We start from the raw sequence: 18690 nt of genomic DNA, 5'->3' as shown, positions 1-18690 counted from the left end.
GGTCGTATAGCGTCGTGTTCACCCACCAGACCTCCGGGTACCGCGTAGACTGTCCACCTTCCTTGGGCACTTTCGCTGTCCAAATTCGCCCATACTTTCTATCGCTTTTCACATACAACGACAAATTGAAAAGTATAAAGATCGGGAAACAATGCTTTTAACACGCCACCATAAAACGGAAATTTACTACCTATCGCGTCACGATAACGATAGTTCCTATCGATATCAATTAAAGAAAGATTAGCGAAATCAATCAACTCCAAAATATTATGCTTTGTAAACATACGAATATGGGTCTTATCAAATATACCTCTTTCATTGTAAGGCCAATAACCTTTTAAAAAGACATGTATAAAAACATCTATATGCCTAATATTTGGTACCGAAAAGATAACTATTCCTTGAGATTTAAGCTTCGTTGCCAATTCGCCGAGAATACGCCAAGGATTCCTTAAGTGCTCCAAGACATCTCCAATCAATATGACATCAAAGCTCCTTTCCGATATCTGATCAAAAACGGAAACCTCTTCAATATCGCCGACGATCACTTTATCCATGTTCTGCTTAGCCAAGGCTGCCATTTCCGAATCTATTTCAATACCCTCGAAGTAACTTCCCACTTTTTGATTCCTTAAAAATTCAGCATTCGCTCCGGTAGCACAGCCTATATCGAGTATTGAAAGATTATTACCCTTCACATGCCTGAGCAAATCCAGCCTGAGTCCCGTATATGATTTATTGAAACCATCCATTATTGTTCTACCCCCAAAAAATGAGGACCTTTGCTTTCACATTGTTTACCATGCTTTTTGATCGTTGGAAGCTCTTGAAGAAGCCTAACTGTCGCCAATAAATAAGCAATTAATAATTTACCATCATGATTAACAATGTAGTCTGCTAACGGTCTGACAATACCTTTAGATAAAAGTAAAGACAACATATAAGAAAAGCTCACCAGTGGAGCTTTTAAATCGACAAGGATACTCGAGCGCTCACGCTCAGACATCTTCTCAACTGATTCCCAATACGAAGAAGAGGTTGAAGGCGGCGACTCTCTTAGATGCACGATCCGTGCATCCGGAATCAGTGCAAAACTACAGTTATGAAATGAAAATCGGTTAATTAAATCATCGTCTTCCCCATACATAAAAAACAACGGATCAAATCCGCCTACCTTCATAAACGCGGAAGCTCTGACCATCCATGCCGCAGCATTAATACCCTTAATCTTATAATAGTCTTTTTTGATTCCGATACATGCATCGGAAAGATATTCCACGGCAAAGCGATTAAGATAATTTCGTTGAGTCTTAATATCTACTCTCTTCAAATCCGGACTGCAATGTAAAGGCGTTGCCAGGCCAAACTCGACATTATTTGAAAGAAAATTTGCCAACTTGCGTATCGCATCTGGCGCTACGTAAGCGTCCTGGTTTAGCAAAAATATGTATTCGGCATTCTTAGAAAGCGCACGAGAAATTCCGATGTTGTTCCCGACTCCAAAGCCTTTATTTTCTGGAAGACTCAATACCTCAACTTCTGGATATTCTTCTTGGACGACATGAACGGTCGAATCCGTTGAGGCATTGTCCACCACGATAACTTGGCTCTGTTCCGTACTGTTTCGCAATGACGATAATGCACGGCGTATCCATTGTTGACCGTTGAAAGTTACTATTACAACATAAATATTGCTCAAATTTTTCTCCTGATATTGATAGGTATATTAAGAATCCGAACTATATCTGACCATGTTTTTTTAAATAGGGCATTCTGAACGATTGGATAATTAAAGAGAATCAATGATATGATCCAATCTGGCAATGCACTGAATGCAACTAATAAATGCAACTCTGTCTGTACGAGGTTCAAGACGGTAAAAATTTGCATGTAGCGAATATACCAAGGGTGAAAGCAAGGTGATGAACGAAACAAATGCACTTTTTTTTCGAAACCAAAGCTCAATGTCCTCAGATTATTCGGAACACAGTGCGCTTTAAATAAATAAAAACAGGGAAGTGCAATAATGGAAATCTTCAAAAAGGCTATATAACCGTAGGATGCGGTGAACGAGCGGAACTGCATCAATCGTGACCCTTCCCATCGCAGATCGCGTCTCTGGGAGCGCCGGAGTCGCCAAGGGACTTTGCACCACGACCCTCTATGGGTCCGATGCTTATCGTTTGGGAGCCGCGTCTTGCCTGCCCGGGTGGTGCCCTATCCCGCTTTTCTATTTCCGTCCAAGGCTATTTCGCTCACGCCGCAGGTTTGGCACGAAGCGTAATAATATAAAATGACGAAAACTTGCAAGGTGCATTGGGGAAGACGTAAAAAATCCTCTCGCGAACTTTCCGATTCGGTTCCGGAACATCGGCGTTCTGCCCGATCATGATTTCATGGACGGGGTCACTGTACTGATACCTCGTGCCGGCGGATCGGCGTCGATGGATAAGAATTCCTGGTTTCCCATTAATGAACATTTTCCAAAAAAGGTTATCGGCATGAGGCAATCTTCCTGGTGGATCAAGCTTTCCCTTCTGGCCGCATTTCTTTATTCCGGTGAGGGCTCGGCGTGGAACAGCGGCAGTCCTACGCAGCAGGAAATCGGCATGCTTCCGCCCTACTGTCAGGCTCAGATGCACACGGACTCGCAACATGTGATCCCCAAATCGGAACAACAAAGACGAAACGAGCACCGCCACTGGCAGAGTATCGTCGGAGAAGGTTATGGCCATGTCCATCACTACTGCTGGGGCCTGAATTACATTAACCGCTACTATCGGGACTTCCGTGCCAAGGATCGTGAGGGCTATCTCACAGCGGCTACCAATGATTTCACCTACACCATCACGAGGGTCCCGAACACGTTCCCCCTGCTCCCCGAGATGTTGACCACCCGTGGAAAAACGTTTGCCATGATGCAAAAGCCGGGCGATGCGTTCAAGGACCTACGGAAGGCCCTCCAGCTAAAACCGAAATATGAAAGGGCCTATATCGTGCTCGCTGATTTATACGAAAAAGCCGGACAACAGGATGCGGCCAAGGAAGTAATACAGTTGGGATTACGCTATATTCCGAATTCGAAATTGCTGTTGAAGCGGTCCAAGGCAGTAGGCTCGACTTCAACGCAACAAAAAAATGGGGAGCGGCCGAAATGAGGATTCGTCTCGGATAATTCAGGGCCGCGCGATTCCCCGCGTGCCGTAACCCGCCGGTTTCGCGGTCTTACTCCATTCGGTATTCGAGTGAACATGAATCGTAGGATAGGTTAGCCCCTAGAGTGTTTTTCATCCCGGTGTACGGCTTCGTGTCGGGCGGGAAGAATGTAGGTCGGCAATCCCTTCCCAATCGCAAATCGCTTTAGTCGCGACCCTTCCCACAAAGTCCTTTGCCGAGCCGATAAGTCGGCAAGGGATTGCCGACCTACATATCGGGCTTCCTGACACCGAGTCGGACAATGCTCTAGTCTCCGCTCGGGACAGGCCCTTCGACAAGCCTGTCCTGAGCATCGTCGAAGGGCTCAGGACAGGCTCCGCGTAAGCCACCGATTGAAGGTCGCTTGGTGGGTTAAGGCGCACGCGAAGCACAGTGATCGGCGGTCGATCAGTGCTGATGTGCGCCTAACCCACCATCGATGGGTTTCGCTTCGCTCTACCCATCCTACAAAATGAATGCCTGATTGAAAGCGATTTGGAATTACTCGCGATAGAGCCTTACAGGCTGGCAAAAAAAGTCAGTAGGCATACATTCAGCCGTAGCTTAGAACCAAGCCAATGATTTACCAGCTTTCAGATAGGGCAGAATCATAACCAGCCAAGGCACAATAGATACGCACCCATTCCGGTACGATCGCGTCTATTCCGTATCGGGTCACTTCTGCCAAGCCGTTTTCCGCGAGGCTTTTGTAAAGCGCCATATCCGAGGTTACCCGGACTAACTGTTCAGACATGGCATCCGGATCCTCGGGGGGAACCAACAATGCCGTCTTCTCATGCTCAACCATGTAAGGCACGCCCCCAACATGGGTGCTGACGATCGGCAAACCCGACGCCATCCCCTCGAGAATGGAATTGGGCATGTTATCGACGGTGGTCGGATTCAGCATCACGTCTGCCTGCCGGTAAAGTTCGGCCATTTCATCCGGACTCAAGCGTCCGGTGAAGGTCACGTTTTGGCCGATCCCTAGCGCTAACGCTAAATCTTCCAATTCCTGTCGTTGCGGACCTGAACCTGCAATGGAAAGGCGCGCCCCTGGCTTTTCTCGCAGCAACAAAGCGAACGCGCGGAGCGCGGTCGTGAGTCCATAGATCGGTTCCAAATTCCGCGCAATGACGATGTGCGGCCTTTGCGTGTAGAGAGGAGACAATTCGGGTTTCGGCCTAAAACGCTTCAAATCGACGATATTGGGCACGACGGTCGTATCGAAGCCAAAGCGTCCGAATACTGCCTGCAAGAACCCGGACGGCACCGCAATTAGGCTCGCTTTTTCGAGGCTGGGCCTGATCCAACGCATCGAACGAACGAAGAAACGCTCGGCCTCTCCCCCTCGATAGTTGAGGACGACGGGAACCTTGTTCAGCCACGCGATCCACAACGCGGGAGCGGCGAACAAATGCCATGACCATCCGGAATTCGCCATGACGTGCAACACGTCAACCTGTCTCGCTACACGCCGGAGTCGGGCTATATAAGCCATTAAACGCGGGACGGCTCGAATGCCCTTAAGCTTTCCCACCCAGGCGGGGCGATAGGGTTCATTCACCCGCACGAGGGTAACGGCGATACCGCGCGAAACGAGCAATTCCATGAGCTGGCGGGTCTGATTCGCCATGCCGCCCGAGGGAGGCGGCAAGGGACCCACTAGGCCGACGCGCAGGGTATTTTCCTCTGGAGCAGGATGATTCGAGTTCGAACCTGCCGCTTTTTTCGACAATAGCATTCAAGCGGCTCGCGAAAAATTGGCGATCAGTCTGGCCATGAACTTCGCCGGCGAACGATCCCAGGGCGTAAACCTCGGCAACTGCCAGATATCGCTTCTGCTATCCGCAACTCCCCGAGTGGTGGAGGCCGCCGCCTGAAATCCCAAGTCCCGAACGATTGCGATCTGATCCCGCTTGTAGTCCTTGACGGGCTTGCCGTTCGGATAGGCAAAGAAGCGAATCTTCTCCTGGATAATGGCTTCGAGCGCGGCCTTTCCTTCTCCGATTTCGCTTCGAGCTTCTTCTTCGGACAAATTGGCCAGAATCGGATGATTGACGGTGTGCCCGCCGATTTCCATGCCGTGAGCGTGCATCGCCTTGACTTGCGAAGAGGACATCATCAAGTTGTCCGGCAAATTGCCCGCCAGAGAAGCAATGTGGTCGACGTATTCCGCCCTTTGACGGGTGGGCAGGTGCTTCAGCCGGTTTAGCAGCGCGTGGCCGGTTCGGGCTTTGTCCTCGGGCGTCGCAATCGGGTGGACACCCTGCCCTATCGAAGAAAGATCCAGGCGTTCATCATCCAGTACGCGGACCGATTCGAGCACGGTGTCATTCCACATGCGTCCGCCGTCGAGAAATCCGGTCGCGATAAAAAAGGTAGCCGGCAGATTCCAGCGCTGAAGAATGGAGAGCGCCAGCGTTGCGTTATCCGCATAGCCGTCGTCGAACGTGATGCACACGGCTCTAGGCGGCAGATCGCCAAGGCGCAGGCGGTCCAATGCCTCCGTCAACGGCAACACGTTGAAGCTACGCGCGAGAAGCTCCATTTGCCAACCGAAGGTGTGTGCATCGATTTCGTCCCGGCGCATGAAATCGGGTTCGCTCAACACGCGGTGGTAAATCAGGATGGAGAGCTTGCGCTTTCGCCCGAAACCGCACATAAAGCCGCCGGCCGCCTTGAGCAGGCCGAGCGTCATGTTTTCCATTGCAGGATTAACGGATGGCATGGGTTTGGAACCACTGTTCCAGCATCATCAGCACCCAAATCAGTTCGCCGTAGTAGGCGGCGTGAACCGACTGGTGCATGGCGATAGCGTGATCCAGGAATTCCGCCCGGAAATAGCCGCGCCCTTTGAGTTGCTGAATGCTGCCGTAGGCAAGCGCTTTGAGCTCCTCATGATTCTGCAGCCAGATGCCGAAAGGCAGACCGAAACCGTGTTTCGATTTGTTGATGATCTCGGCCGGCAGAAATCCGTGCATTGCCCGTTTGTAGAACCATCTCAGGTTATTGGCCTTCAGCTTGGTTTTAGACGGAATCCTGCAAGACAGCTCGATCACGGCATCGTCCAGCATGGGATAGGCCACCTCGACCCCTGCCAGCTCGCACATCCGGTTGACCTTGACCAAGTCATTGTCATGCAGCGTGATTTTCCAATCCAGATAAAGCATCCGGTTAAGCGGAGAGGCTTCTTTTGGCCTGCGGTAACATGCTTGCTGGATCGACAGAGGCGCGCCGACATCGATCGATGCCAGGAGATCCGGATGGAATATCTCATTCACATCGTGGCGGTGCAGGAAATTGTAATCCTGTAGCCGATCCGGCAGCGGTGTCCCGGCTTGCTCGACGTAACGCCCGGCTTTTCGGACGATACCTTTCTGCAAAGCCGGCGGGATTCGATTCAAAGCGAACTCGAACGTCTTCCTCAACGGAGAAGGCACTTTCCAGAAATATTCGAACAGCAGTTGCTTGGCATAACGCTCGTTACCGGCGAAAAGCTCATCACCGCCATCGCCACCCAATAAGCGATCCACGCCATGCTCGCGCGCCAGCTTTGCGCAAAAGTAGGCCGGCAAGGCCGATGAGTTGCCGAAAGGCTCGTCGCATGCCGCAGCCACCAAGGGGATGGCGGTCACCGCATCAGCCGGCGTCAAATAGTATTCGTGCTGACGGGTATTGAAATGTTTGGCGGCGGTGCGCGCATAGGCGATTTCGTCATAGCCTTCGACGGGAAAACCGATGGAAAACGTATCGGCCTCACCTTCGCTCTCTCGAGCCAATAGCCCGGAGACCGTAGAACTGTCGAGTCCGCCGCTCAGGAAAGCGCCGATCTTGGACGCGCCGTGCGTTTCCCGCCGCACCGCCTCGGTAAGAAGTTCCAAAAGTTTTGTTCCTTCGCGCTCGACAGCGGCATCGCTGTCCTCCCTGAATTCGGGCAGCCAATAATAGCGGCGGCTCACCGAACCGTCGCGCCAAACGAGGCACTCGCCTCCCTCGAGTTTGTAGACTTTCGCATAAATGGAGCCGGGACTCGGACAGTGATGGAAATAGACGTAATCGAACAGCGCTTGCAGAGAGAGCTCAGTATTCACGCCGGGATGACGGACCAGATCATCCGCGCGAGTCCCGAACACCAGCCCTGCCGGCGTAACGGCATAAAAAAGGTGGCGCTGTCCGATGCGGTCAAGCGCCAGCATTACGCTCTGCGCGTTAACGTCGATGACGGCGAGCACGAAACTCCCTCGCAGGTCTCCGAGAAACCCTTCAGGGTCGGCACGATACGCTTCCGCAACCGACTGGGCCATGCCGTTATCCGTCGCCATTTGCGCATAGCGCCGATTGGTCCAGTAAGGCCGACCGCTGACGACCGTCGTGATCGAGCCGTCACTCGATTGATAGAGCGACGCTTTAGGTCCCACGCAGCCCGCCCTTTCGCCGATCACGGCACGGACCGAATCGGGTCGACCGCTACGGTCCCGGAAGCTCTTGAGAAAATCCGCAGTAGTTTCCTGATCTGCGGGTACCTGATACCAACCCAGCATGTCCTGCATGATCAGTTACTCCGGTTCAGCAGGCTTTCATAAATCGGCTTATAGCGCGAAACGCTGTGCGCCCAAGTGCGTTCTCGCTCCACGTATTCCCGTCCGGCGACTCTAAACCGTGACCACTCGTCCCGGCGATTCAGCGCGCTTACCACCATGTCGGCCAAGGCGCCCGGATCGCCCGCCTTGAATAACCATCCGGTCTCTCCGTGCCGAATCAATTCCCGATGACCGCCCACATCGGACGCGATGACCAATTTTCCGTGAGCCAGGGCTTCCAGCGGCTTCAATGGCGTAACCAACTCGGTCAAGCGCATGGACATGCGGGGATATACGAACAGATCCACCTGGTCGTAATACTTCTGAACCTGGTCATGGGGAACGCGACCGGAAAAGATCACTTTCTGGGATAACCCGAGCTCTTGTGCGCGCTGCTTGAGCAGATTCTCCTGGGGACCGCCGCCCACCAAGAGAAGCCGAACCTCGGGATTGACTTCGAGAATTCTAAGCAGAGCCTCCAGCAGCAACATCAGACCCTCGTACGCGTAGAACGACCCGATAAACCCGAGAACGAGGTTTTCCTCCAACCCCAGCTGCTTCTTCAACTCTGCGTCTGCCGGACCGCTCAGGGAAAAGCGGTTGATATCGACGGCATTGGGTATGACCGTAACGTTTTGCTCGGGAATGCCTCGCTCGACGATGTCTCTCTTGAGTCCTTCGCAGATCGTCGTTACTGCATTGGCCCTTCTGAAGACGTAAGTCTCGAGCGACCGGGTTACGCGGTAGCGCAAACCTCCCTCTCGGCATGTCCTGTGGTCGACTGCGGCATCTTCCCAGAAGGCTCGACATTCGTACACGACGGGAAGGGAAAACCATTGCGCCACGCGCAAAGCTGCCAATCCGTTCAATACGGGCGAATGGGCGTGGATGATATCGGGCTTGACTTCTTCCACGGCTTCGCCGACTCGTTCCGCCAGACTGTTGATGATTGAAAATTGGTTCAGCACAGGCAGGGTGGAAAAAAAACTTTTTGGTTGGGCCGTTCGGTAAAAACGAAAACCGTCCACTTCCTCAACCAGCACGTCGGGTCCCTTTTGCTTCGCCGAGGTGATGTGAAAGGTTTCGAAGCCCAGAGCGCGCTGGTGCTCCAAGATAGCGCGTGTTCTGAACGTGTAGCCGCTATGTAATGGGATCGAATGATCAAGTATATGAAGAATACGCATGGCTGCCTTTTATTAACTTGGTCAGGCGTATCGGCGTAGGAAGGATTCGTACATCAACAGCGACCATAAGCCTGCGCTGTAATCGCGCAAACCCGACTGGTGCTGGTCGAGCATAGTCTTGAGAAAATCCATCTCGAACACGCCCGATTCCGCCATGGCCGATCCCAGTACGGCATCGCGGATCCTTTGTCTGAGCGGCCCTCTGAACCAAGCAGCCAATGGCACGGCGAATCCCATTTTTGGGCGGTAAAGAATGTCGTCCGGCAAGTGAGGTTCCATCGACTTCTTGAATACATATTTCCCTTCCCTGCCCTTGAGCTTGAGATCGGGTGGGAGTCCCGAAATCCATTCGACGAGCTTGTGGTCCAGCAGCGGCACGCGAACTTCCAAGGCGTGCGCCATGCTGGCCCGGTCGACTTTCGTGAGGATGTCCCCGGGCAGGTAGGTTTTCATGTCCAAGTACTGCACCAGCGACAACGGGTGCCGAGTCGGAGCCGACTCGGCGTGATGGCGGAGCACTTCGACAGCCTGATAGCCTTGAAGACTGCGCTTGAACCCGGCGCTGAAGATCTTGCCCTGACGCAAGCTGTCCGGCAGAACCGAAACCGTATGGAAGTAGCCTTCGACCGAGTCGCGGGCTAAGGACTCGAAGGTGGTTTTGGCCCGAAAAACTTTCGGCGCCCAATCGGCTTTGGGATAAACCCGGCCGAGCAGCCCGAACAGCGGACGGCGAACGCCTAGCGGCAAAAACGAACGAATTCTCTCCTCATACGTGTGCCAGCGATAGCGGCGATAACCGGCCAAATTTTCGTCGCCCCCATCTCCCGACAGCGCCACCGTAACCTCCTGGCGCGCCAATTCGCACACGCGATAGGTCGGCAGCGCCGAGCTGTCGGCATAGGGCTCGTCGTACAACCCTGCAAGCCGGTCGATCAACGAGAAATCGTCCGGATCGACCTGTTTCACACGATGACGTGTGCGATAACGTTCCGCCACCATCTCCGCATACCGCGCCTCGTTGAACGCGGGATCGCCGAAAGAGATCGAGCAGGTATTGACCGGATCGGCGGATAAGCCCGCCATCATGGCCACGACGGCACTCGAATCGACCCCTCCGGACAAAAAAGCTCCCAGAGGAACGTCGGCCACCAGCCGTATACGGACAGCTTCTTGCAAACGGTTGATAAGCTCTTCCCGCGCATGTCCTTCGGTCATGCTGCCGTCCGGCACGAACGGTACATCCCAGTAGCATTCCGGCCGGCACTTCGGCTCGCCGCGCTTGAGGGTCAGACGAAAGCCCGGAGCCAGTTTCTGGACGCCGCTAAAGATGCTTTTCGGGTCGGGCACATAGCCATAGGCGAAATAATCTTCTACCGCGGTGGGGTCGATTTTCCGCGGCACGTCCGGATGGAACAGCAAAGCTTTCAATTCCGAGCCGAAGACAAATTTGCCGTTGGGGAGATCGGCATAATAAAGCGGTTTCACGCCTAACCGGTCCCGAGCCAGGAACAGCGTCTCGCGCGGACGGTCCCAAATGGCGAACGCGAACATGCCGCGAAACCGGTCCACGCAGGACTCGCCCCAAGCCTCCCAGGCGTAGACGATGACTTCCGTATCGCAGTGAGTCTCGAATTGGTAACCGAGGGTCTCCAACTCGGCGCGTATATCCTGAAAGTTATAGATTTCGCCGTTATAAGTGGCGACAACGCTTTTGTCTTTATTGAAAAGCGGCTGTTGCCCGTTCGAAAGATCGATGATGGAAAGTCGCCTGTGACCGAATCCGAGTCCCGGCTCAGTATGCAGGCCACCTTCGTCGGGACCTCTATGGTATTGGCTTTCGTTCATGCGTCCGAGCAGTTCGCGGTCGATCTCTTCCCGCCCGAACCTGTCGAAGATGCCAACGATTCCACACATACTGTTAGTTCCTCAATGCCTTGTATTCAATAATTCGTCATAAAGGGCGAGATAACGGCTGACCATTCCGTCCAAACTGAACGATTCGACCACGCGCTTTTGCCCCGCAGTTCCGTGAGCTGTGATCATCCCCGGATCGTTCAGATAGGTTTCTAACGCGGTTGTCATCGCGCCGGGATCTTCCTTGGGCACCAACATTCCGGTAACGCCGTTCACGACCAGTTCCGGGTTACCGCCGACCTCGGTAGCGATGACCGGCAAGCCGGAAGCCATCGCCTCTAGGATCGTGTTCGATATGCCCTCTGCCCGGGAGGGGAGTACGAAGATATCCAAGCCGCGCAGGATGTCGGCGATGTCGGAACGCTCACCGGGCAGCCAGGCCAAACGCTCCAAGGCTGCCGATTCCAGCATTTGCCGTGCTTGTTCGCGCAAAGGTCCATCCCCCACGAGGAGCAAGCGCAGTTTCGCACGAAGTTCGGGCCGCCATTCGAGCAAACCTATGAAGGCTTTTACCAGAGTGAGCTGATCCTTGACACCGTGCATGCGACCCACCGTGCCGATCAGTATTTGCCCCTCTCGGCTTTGAAATGGGCAATCCGCTATCGAAGGCTTGCCGTCCGGCGCCGGATGAAATACCGATGTATCGACACCGTTGCAGATACGGGCCATCTTCTTTTCGGGAACCCTGATCTTTTCCCGGAGATAAGATTCCAGATGGCACGATAATGGGACGTAACGATGCACAAGCGGCTTCAAGAATCGTCGCAGCCACTGATACTTGCGGTTCGTTCCGTCCGGATCGAACACATCCCACCCGTGTTCGCCGTGTACCCGCACCGGAGTGCCCGCGAACCAGGCGGGCATTTGACACTCCAATGCCGCGAGGTTGCGGGTATGCACGATGGCCGGTCTGAGCTGGCACAGCAACCGGTAAACCCGCGCGTAAACCTTAAAATCCTGGCCCTCGCTCCGGTTTAGCTCATAAACTGGAACGTCTCCGGCAACACGCTGCCTGAAGTCGGTCGCATCCTTAAGACAGATAACAGCGTGTCGGTAACGGTCCGGCGGTGTCCGGTTTATCAGATTCACCAGGCCGTTTTCCAAGCCGCCGACACCCAAGCGGTAGATGATATGCGCGACCAGCGGCGACTTCATCGGGTTACGATTGGGCCGCATCGTTCAGATTACGATCGACCGACGGCAACATCTCATCGACGAAACGCTGCAACACCTCGGAAGCCGTCCGGACATCATCTTCATACGGTGTAACGAGGATCACAGCCGCACCGTCCTTCACAGCGCCCAAAAGCTTGTCCTTGGCTTCGAGCAATTTCCCGATATAGTCGTTTGTCGTATACCGTCCCGATATCCGGTTCCAGCGCCAGGTCAGCAATCGCTGCGTGGGTGAATGAAGCCGTCCTTGCAGGACTGTGCCGGGAGCACCGTTCAGCCGGGCTTTCATCGGCTTTTCTTCGGGCATCTTCCAGACCTGCCGGTCTTCGGGGGAAACGAGAACGTTTTGCGAATTGATAAGTTCGCCGCCTTGTTTTTGATGGCGGTAATACATCACGTATAGGCCGACTGTGTCGGCGCCACTGCGATAAAACGCCTTGGCTTTGGCATTCGGCCCTACGTAGGAAGGCTCCCATTCCGTGAAGGCCTCGGCAGTTTGCCAAAAACCGGCTGCCTGTGGCAGCTCGACCTTCACGGATGCAGCTATGTGATCAGCCAGCGAATCGATGTAGGCTGCTCGAGCCGGCCAGAATACCGAAATGACCAAAGCTATGCCGGCAGTTGCTGCAAGGCGAACGGCATTAGCACGACGCTCCGGAATTTTTGTCGTAAAAGACGGCAACTCGGCGCTCCTCTGCGGAGGTTCGGTCCAAAACGAGCCGATCCAAAACATGAATAGCATGACGATACCGAAAAATATCCACCCATAGATCACATGGTCTACGCCTACCGCGAGCTTCATTCCGCTCAGATGGCCTATCATCACGATCATGTAGGCTCGCAATCCATTGGCAATTATCGGAAAACATAGGGCCAGCACGATGAATGCCATTCTGCGAACCATTGAGCGGTAGCTCAAATAGGCATAAAGGAAACCGAGTGTAATCGAGGCGATCAGGTAGCGTATGCCGCTGCAGGCTTCGACGACCGACCAATCGCCGCTGGGTATGCTGAAAAAAGTCCCTTCCCGGTAAACCGGAATACGGGTGATCTGGAGCATCTTAACCGTGAAGTCGGCGGTAAACTCCATCAAAATCGGAACAAGCGCCTCGCCGGTCGGTACGGCGAATAGCAGGAACCCAAGGGGAAACGCCAATTTGGTCAGCACGGTCCTGCCCAGAAGCAGCCAGATCAACACTGGAATCATGCCGATCAACATCAATTGCTCAATCACGAGGACGTCGACGAGCCGCGCCGCAAGCCATGCGAATCCAAGAGAAATCAAAAGCGGCAAGGCCCGATAGTCCGGGTACGGGATTATCCGGGCTAGTTCGCACCGCTCCCGCCAGATAAGCCAGATGCTTACCGGAAAGATGATGAAACCATGCGCGAAAGTCTCCGAACGCCACCAGATGGCGACCATCGATGCGAACGTGGAATGATAAATTCCCAGCAAGGCCAGAACGGCGACGCTCGTCAACCATAATGCCGCGGGCCATTCGGCGGCCGAATCCGGCGTATTGATTTGTTGCGGGCCGGCCAAAGCTTCAACACTCATTTTCATATTGCTTCCAGCACCGCCCCCAGACGGCGAAGACTGTTCGCCCAGCCGTATCGCTGCACAACGAACTCCCGGTTTCTCTCGGACTTAAACGGCAGCGAGTCGGCGCAAAGCGCCTTCGAGACGGTGTCCGCCCACTCCCCGGGAGTCTCCGCAACGAGAAGATCCAGAGGTTTTTGGATTTCGATGCCTTCGATCGCCGCCCCAGTGGAGACGATGGATTTCCCCATCGCCATGGCCTCCAGCACTTTGTTCTGAATTCCTCGTGCGATTCTCAAGGGCGTAACCGCACAACGCGCATGCTTCAGGAAAGGCCGCACATCCTCAACCGCACCGGTTACTGCAACACCCTCGATGCGAGCGAGGTTCCGGACCGCCTCGGTCGGGCGCGCACCAACGATGTAAAAGCGCGCCGTATCCATCTGGCGGCGAATTTCCGGAAATATATCGCGCGCAAACCAAGTGACCGCGTCGATGTTGGCCCAATAATCCATAGCTCCGGTGAATACCATGACATGCTCGCCGGGCGCGTAAGGATTGGCGTAGTCTGCTTGATCCGAAAAATAAGCCGTGTCGACACCGTTCTCGATACTCATAATCCGCTCTTTCACTTCTGGAGCAAGGCCTTTGAACAAGCTCGCCTCGTTTTCCGACACGAAGAGAGAACAGCTAAACGAATTCGCGATCTTGCGGTCATAGCGCGCCAAATACGCCGCCTCCCGCCGGTAAACCCAATTCATCGGCCAGGTTTTTTGGGTTGCATATTGCCGCCATTTGTCGGAATCGACATCGACGAAATCGATGATCCGCGGCACCGACGCATGCTCTACCACATATTGGGCCATCGCCGACGAAAACACCAAGACCGCATGAATGGAGCGCTGCTTCAAAATACCGGCTACCCAAGCGCTCATGCGAGCGTCGGAATAATAAGGCACGGTTAAAGGGAGTCCGACCGCTAATCCCTTGAGGCTCTTGAGTTTGGCGCGTCCTGGGTGCAGCGGAAGCAGACACGCTTCCCCGCAAAAATTTCTTACATCGGATGCGTAACGCCAGTCGTTCGGATCGTCCACGAACGCGCCGAGATGAACGCGGTACGACTCCGATAAATATTTGAGCAAGTGAAAGGATCGTATCTTGTCCCCTTTATTCGGCGGGTAGGGAATCCTGTGGGCGAGGAGCAAAATCTCCTTCATAGGCGGTGCCGTAACGTTCAGCCGAGGTTGCGGGAGATCCAGGGGCCCACCAGATTGCTGACCGGCAAAGGCAGACGCCGCCATGCAGCGATGAAATATCGATATTTCGGATTGAGCGGATTTATCTCGGGTACCGCCTTCGCTTTCACCAACTCGTACTCGTAAGCCAATGGTTCGGGCTCGAAGCCCCAGTGCGTCTTGAATCGGTACGAGCCGGTACCTTCTTTGCTTCTACCGTAGTCGAATACCCGCACGTCTTTTTCCGTCGCCCGCCGCATGACCTCCCAGTACATGAAATCGTTACCCTTGAGATCCCTGGCTTCTTCGGTTCCGCCGCCATAATACGGGAGCACCTCGTCGCGAAAATAGAAACTCATCACGCTGGCGATAACGCGCCCTTGACGCTCGATGCTGAGGATTTCGCAAGAATCGCCGAATACGTCCTTCAAGATTGCGAAATAGCGTTTTGAAAATACCGGTGTTCCGAGATTGCGGACGCTCTCGGCATAGGCTCCGAAAAACCGGTCCACACCGGGATCGATGATGCTGCTTAAGCCGGCGGCAATGCCCTTTCGGATCATCGCGCGCTGTTTACGCGGAACGGCCGCGAGATTCTTCTCGGGATCGGGATCCAGAGCTTTCCGGAACGTGACATAGAGCGATTTGGTCGGCCGCCCGGAACCGTGCGGTTTTTGATTGCGAAGCTCCAGATAATCCACCTCGAGTTCCCGTGCAAGATCGCAGGCTGCCTGCTCCAGCGCTTTACGCGCTGCATCGGATTCGGTCGCGGCGCCGCCATACACGCAAAAGGGGTTCGATATCAGCGCGTTACCGAATAGAAAGCTTTTCACATGGCCGAGCGGCAATACCCCGACGATGCGACCCTCTTCTTCCGCAAAGAGATAGTGGGTTTCATGGCCAAAGGCGCGCTCGATGACGTCTTGCCAACCGGCGAGATGAAAAAAACTCGCCCCGGTACAATTATTTACGAATGCATCCCAGTCAGACTTGCGGCTGCCGTCTAATCGCTTAATTTCCATGCAAGATTTCGGTCCGGGTTAATTGTGGTATGGAGATAAAAACACATGAGCCATCGTGTTCCAGCGAAAGTCGTGTAAAAGACGGCGCAAGCGCGATTCGGTCCGAGAAAGATTCAGGTAGTGGCGAAACCGTGTTTTCAGATTGATGCCTCGCTGCCTCGGCTGATCCGGATCGATTTCCCAAGGGTGAAAATAAAACACGCATGATTGCCGGTCTTTCCGATTCACTCGCTCGATGGCCCAGCGAGAAACCCGATAGGGCAGCAAACGGAAATAGCCGCCACCGCCGCACGGTAATTTCTTATTGCTTAATTCGACCGTAGTTACGGGTATTTCCAGCAACCCGTCCGGTCTGCACGGCCTGAACGAGAAGCGCGGCGCTTCCGGCATGCCGTACAAATCATGCTTTACAGGATAGATGCTGGAGCTGTAACTGAATCCGGATTCTTCCAGAACCTCTAGCGCCCAGAGGTTTTTGGAACCGATCGAATAGCTGGCCGCACGATATCCCAGAACCGGGACTCCGCCGAGATCTTCGAGCAAACGCTTGGTCCGCAAAACATCGTCACGAAACTCATCAGGAGTTTGTTGAGTCACTCGTACATGGCTATAGCCGTGACAAGCCAGCTCATGGCCGGCTTTTACTATTCGTTTTATGAGTGCCGGGTAGCGCTCGGCCACCCACCCCAACGTGAAAAAAGTGGCTTGCACTCCCGCTTCGGCAAAGATCTGAAGTATCCGGTCGGTATTTCTTTCCACCCGGCAGGGTAAATCGTCCCACTTATCCCTTCCAATATAGGGTTCGAATGCCGATACATGGAAATAATCTTCGACATCCACTGTCATCGCATTGACGATGGGATTGCCAGCGGCCGACGGATTAGCCAAAAATACCCCCTAACGCGCAGTAACGGCGCGCAATTTATAATTGTTTTTGTTAATTCGCAGCGAGAAGCTTCAAGCTAGTTTTTTCGCACTTCAAGATTCGTCAAGCGGCTCCTGATAAACTTCATCAAGATCGAGGTGCAAGAGAATGGCTTTTCGCAACAAAGCCCGTTCTTTTTGCACGGTTTTCCGCAAACTGAGCACCAGGTGTTCGAGTTGAACGACCCTCTCCTCTAGGCTTCCGGTAGCCGCCGGGACGTATCCCGAGTCGATCGGGTACAACGACGCCTCGATATTGGTCGTTCCTTGACAGGATGGGCGCTGGACTCGCACGGCATCCTGCTCCATCTCGTTTATCACCAAGCGAACCGCATCCAAATCCAGCATGTGGAGTTCCTCCAAGTATCCATACAATAAAAGCCGGTCGCACAAAGTATTAATTATTCGTGGAACCCCCTGGGTATGGCGATAGATTTCCTCAAATGCCTCTTTCGTAAATTCCGGATCGTGTGCCCAATCCGCCGTAGTCAATCGATGAAGGATATACTCTTTGGTTTCTTCGAGCTCTAATGGTCGCAAGTGGTACATGGCCGTTATTCGCTGCCGTACCTGTTCCATTTTGCCTCCCTGCAATGTCGCTCGCAGCTCATCCTGTCCCAACAAGAAAACCTGAAAGATCGATCGTCCTTCCGATTCGAAATTGAGCAGCATGCGCAGTTCTTCCAAAGACTGAGCCGGAAGATTCTGTGCTTCATCGACGACCAGTAGGACTCGCTTTCCCTCGCGAGACTTGAGTTTGAAAAATTCTTCCAGATTCTTGAGGAGAACCGCCTTCGCATCGCCATCGTAAGAAAGGCCGAACGTGGCAGCAATGATCCGTAGAGTATCCTCGGCACCGACCTGGGACGTCACCATCAGGCCTGCAACAATATTTTCGTTCCGGAGCGCGCCGAACAACTCCTTTACCAGCATCGTTTTCCCGGTGCCGGGCTCTCCGGTCACGACAACAAACCCTTCGCCCTGGGCTAAACCATACCGCAAATATGCCAACGCCCGCTTATGAACCGCGCTGTTGTAGAAAAACTCGGGGTCCGGATTCAGTTGGAAAGGTTTTTTTTTCAGATTGTAAAAGGCATCGTACATGAAGAATCAGAACCTCATAAGCAAACTGGCCGTTACCCGATTCTCGTCAAATTCATTTTGTGACCGATTCGAATCCTGCTGCATGTGCCGCAACTCCAAAGAGCCTATCAAATCGGCCCAGATCCTTCGGTTCAATGCTAGTGACACGGTCATAAACTTGTTGTCGGAACTCCCTAAAGTCGCGCTCTGATTGTCGATCGCCTGCCAGACAAAGTACAAAAGGGATTGGGTTCGTGCTGCGAACTGCCAACTCCACAACGCCGTAAATCCAAGCACGTCCTGATCACCGGAAAATTGATAGTTTCGATCCTCCTGATAGCCGGTCAAGGTTACGGTGCTCTTGGCAGTGTGACCGGAGACAGATGCTTGTCCCCGTTTTCGAGTGATGACCTCATTGGTCAAGATAGGCTGATCGATCGGCAACAAGAATGGTTGACTGGTCAACGGATCGAACACCGGTTGATCGAGCAGAACCTGCTGAATTGTCGTGGTGTTGACCGTATAAGTTGCTATCCAACTCGTTCGGCGAGTTCTGTGACTTAGCAGCGCGTTCCAAGTCGTTCCGGCGTTGAACCCTCCTAAGCCGGTCCCGCCGAAACCTGTTCCGCCGAAACCTGTTCCGCCGAAACCTGCTCCGCCGAAACCCGCTCCGCCGAAACCTGCTCCGCCGAAACCTGCTCCGCCGAAACCTGCTCCGCCGAAACCCGCTCCTCCGAAACCTGCTCCTCCGAAACCTGCTCCTCCGAAACCTGCTCCTCCGAAACCTGCTCCTCCGAAACCTGCTCCTCCGAAACCTGCTCCTCCGAAACCTGCTCC

Annotated in this window: 16 protein-coding genes; 1 reads left to right on the top strand and 15 read right to left on the bottom strand. The window is 53.7% G+C overall.

Features of this window, described 5'->3' with window-relative positions; genetic code table 11:
• Positions 1-98: 98 nt before the first annotated feature.
• Together JOD69_RS09095 and JOD69_RS09090 are read right to left on the bottom strand one after the other, a co-directional pair.
• Complete coding sequence (locus tag JOD69_RS09095) at positions 99-752, bottom strand: class I SAM-dependent methyltransferase (protein WP_077730094.1); 654 nt, start codon at positions 750-752, stop codon at positions 99-101.
• Entirely contained in the window at positions 752-1699 is a 948-nt protein-coding gene (locus tag JOD69_RS09090; protein ID WP_077730093.1) for a glycosyltransferase family 2 protein, read from the bottom strand. Before JOD69_RS09090 ends, JOD69_RS09095 begins: the two co-directional genes overlap by 1 nt.
• 745 nt (positions 1700-2444) lie before the next feature.
• Here JOD69_RS09090 and JOD69_RS09085 point away from each other — a divergent pair.
• A complete protein-coding gene (locus JOD69_RS09085; RefSeq protein ID WP_168175397.1) occupies positions 2445-3158 on the top strand; it encodes a tetratricopeptide repeat protein in 714 nt (237 codons plus the stop codon).
• 620 nt (positions 3159-3778) lie between these two features.
• Here JOD69_RS09085 and JOD69_RS09080 read toward each other — a convergent pair.
• From JOD69_RS09080 to JOD69_RS24600, 13 genes are all read right to left on the bottom strand, one after another.
• Entirely contained in the window at positions 3779-4939 is a 1161-nt protein-coding gene (locus JOD69_RS09080) for a glycosyltransferase family 4 protein (protein ID WP_086135604.1), read from the bottom strand.
• Positions 4940-5905: a polysaccharide deacetylase family protein gene (locus JOD69_RS09075; protein ID WP_077730194.1), complete on the bottom strand. Its 966-nt coding sequence runs from the start codon at positions 5903-5905 to the stop codon at positions 4940-4942.
• 7 nt (positions 5906-5912) lie between these two features.
• The gene (locus JOD69_RS09070) at positions 5913-7748 is read right to left on the bottom strand and encodes an asparagine synthase C-terminal domain-containing protein (RefSeq protein ID WP_077730090.1); all 1836 of its coding nucleotides are present in this window, start codon (positions 7746-7748) and stop codon (positions 5913-5915) included.
• Positions 7749-7750: 2 nt separating this feature from the next.
• Entirely contained in the window at positions 7751-8962 is a 1212-nt protein-coding gene (locus JOD69_RS09065; RefSeq protein ID WP_086135606.1) for a TIGR04063 family PEP-CTERM/XrtA system glycosyltransferase, read from the bottom strand.
• A 21-nt stretch (positions 8963-8983) separates the two neighbouring features.
• Positions 8984-10876: an XrtA/PEP-CTERM system amidotransferase gene (locus JOD69_RS09060; RefSeq protein ID WP_086135607.1), complete on the bottom strand. Its 1893-nt coding sequence runs from the start codon at positions 10874-10876 to the stop codon at positions 8984-8986.
• A 12-nt stretch (positions 10877-10888) separates the two neighbouring features.
• A complete protein-coding gene (locus JOD69_RS09055; RefSeq protein WP_240502491.1) occupies positions 10889-12031 on the bottom strand; it encodes a TIGR03088 family PEP-CTERM/XrtA system glycosyltransferase in 1143 nt (380 codons plus the stop codon).
• Positions 12032-12035: 4 nt separating this feature from the next.
• A complete protein-coding gene (gene xrtA, locus JOD69_RS09050; RefSeq protein WP_205781148.1) occupies positions 12036-13613 on the bottom strand; it encodes an exosortase A in 1578 nt (525 codons plus the stop codon).
• On the bottom strand, positions 13610-14806 hold the full coding sequence (locus JOD69_RS09045) for a TIGR03087 family PEP-CTERM/XrtA system glycosyltransferase (protein WP_086135608.1): 1197 nt from the start codon (positions 14804-14806) through the stop codon (positions 13610-13612). Before JOD69_RS09045 ends, xrtA begins: the two co-directional genes overlap by 4 nt.
• Before the next feature lie 17 nt (positions 14807-14823).
• A complete protein-coding gene (locus tag JOD69_RS09040; protein ID WP_086135609.1) occupies positions 14824-15846 on the bottom strand; it encodes a FemAB family XrtA/PEP-CTERM system-associated protein in 1023 nt (340 codons plus the stop codon).
• Between the two features lie 18 nt (positions 15847-15864).
• Positions 15865-16734 (bottom strand): XrtA system polysaccharide deacetylase, encoded by an 870-nt coding sequence (locus JOD69_RS09035; RefSeq protein WP_240502490.1) that lies wholly within the window; start codon positions 16732-16734, stop codon positions 15865-15867.
• A 90-nt stretch (positions 16735-16824) separates the two neighbouring features.
• Positions 16825-17874, bottom strand: a complete 1050-nt coding sequence (locus tag JOD69_RS09030; RefSeq protein ID WP_086135610.1) for an XrtA/PEP-CTERM system-associated ATPase — start codon at positions 17872-17874, stop codon at positions 16825-16827.
• A gap of 6 nt (positions 17875-17880) precedes the next feature.
• Positions 17881-18330 carry a hypothetical protein gene (locus tag JOD69_RS09025; RefSeq protein WP_210023914.1) on the bottom strand — a complete coding sequence of 150 codons (450 nt, stop codon included), beginning with the start codon at positions 18328-18330 and terminating at the stop codon, positions 17881-17883.
• 122 nt (positions 18331-18452) lie between these two features.
• A partial coding sequence (locus JOD69_RS24600) for a hypothetical protein (RefSeq protein WP_245245532.1) occupies positions 18453-18690 on the bottom strand: 238 nt, incomplete at its 5' end.

It is taken from the genome of Methylocaldum sp. RMAD-M, from assembly GCF_017832375.1.
Classification (GTDB): domain Bacteria; phylum Pseudomonadota; class Gammaproteobacteria; order Methylococcales; family Methylococcaceae; genus Methylocaldum.
This window is presented reverse-complemented; position numbering and strand designations above follow the sequence as displayed.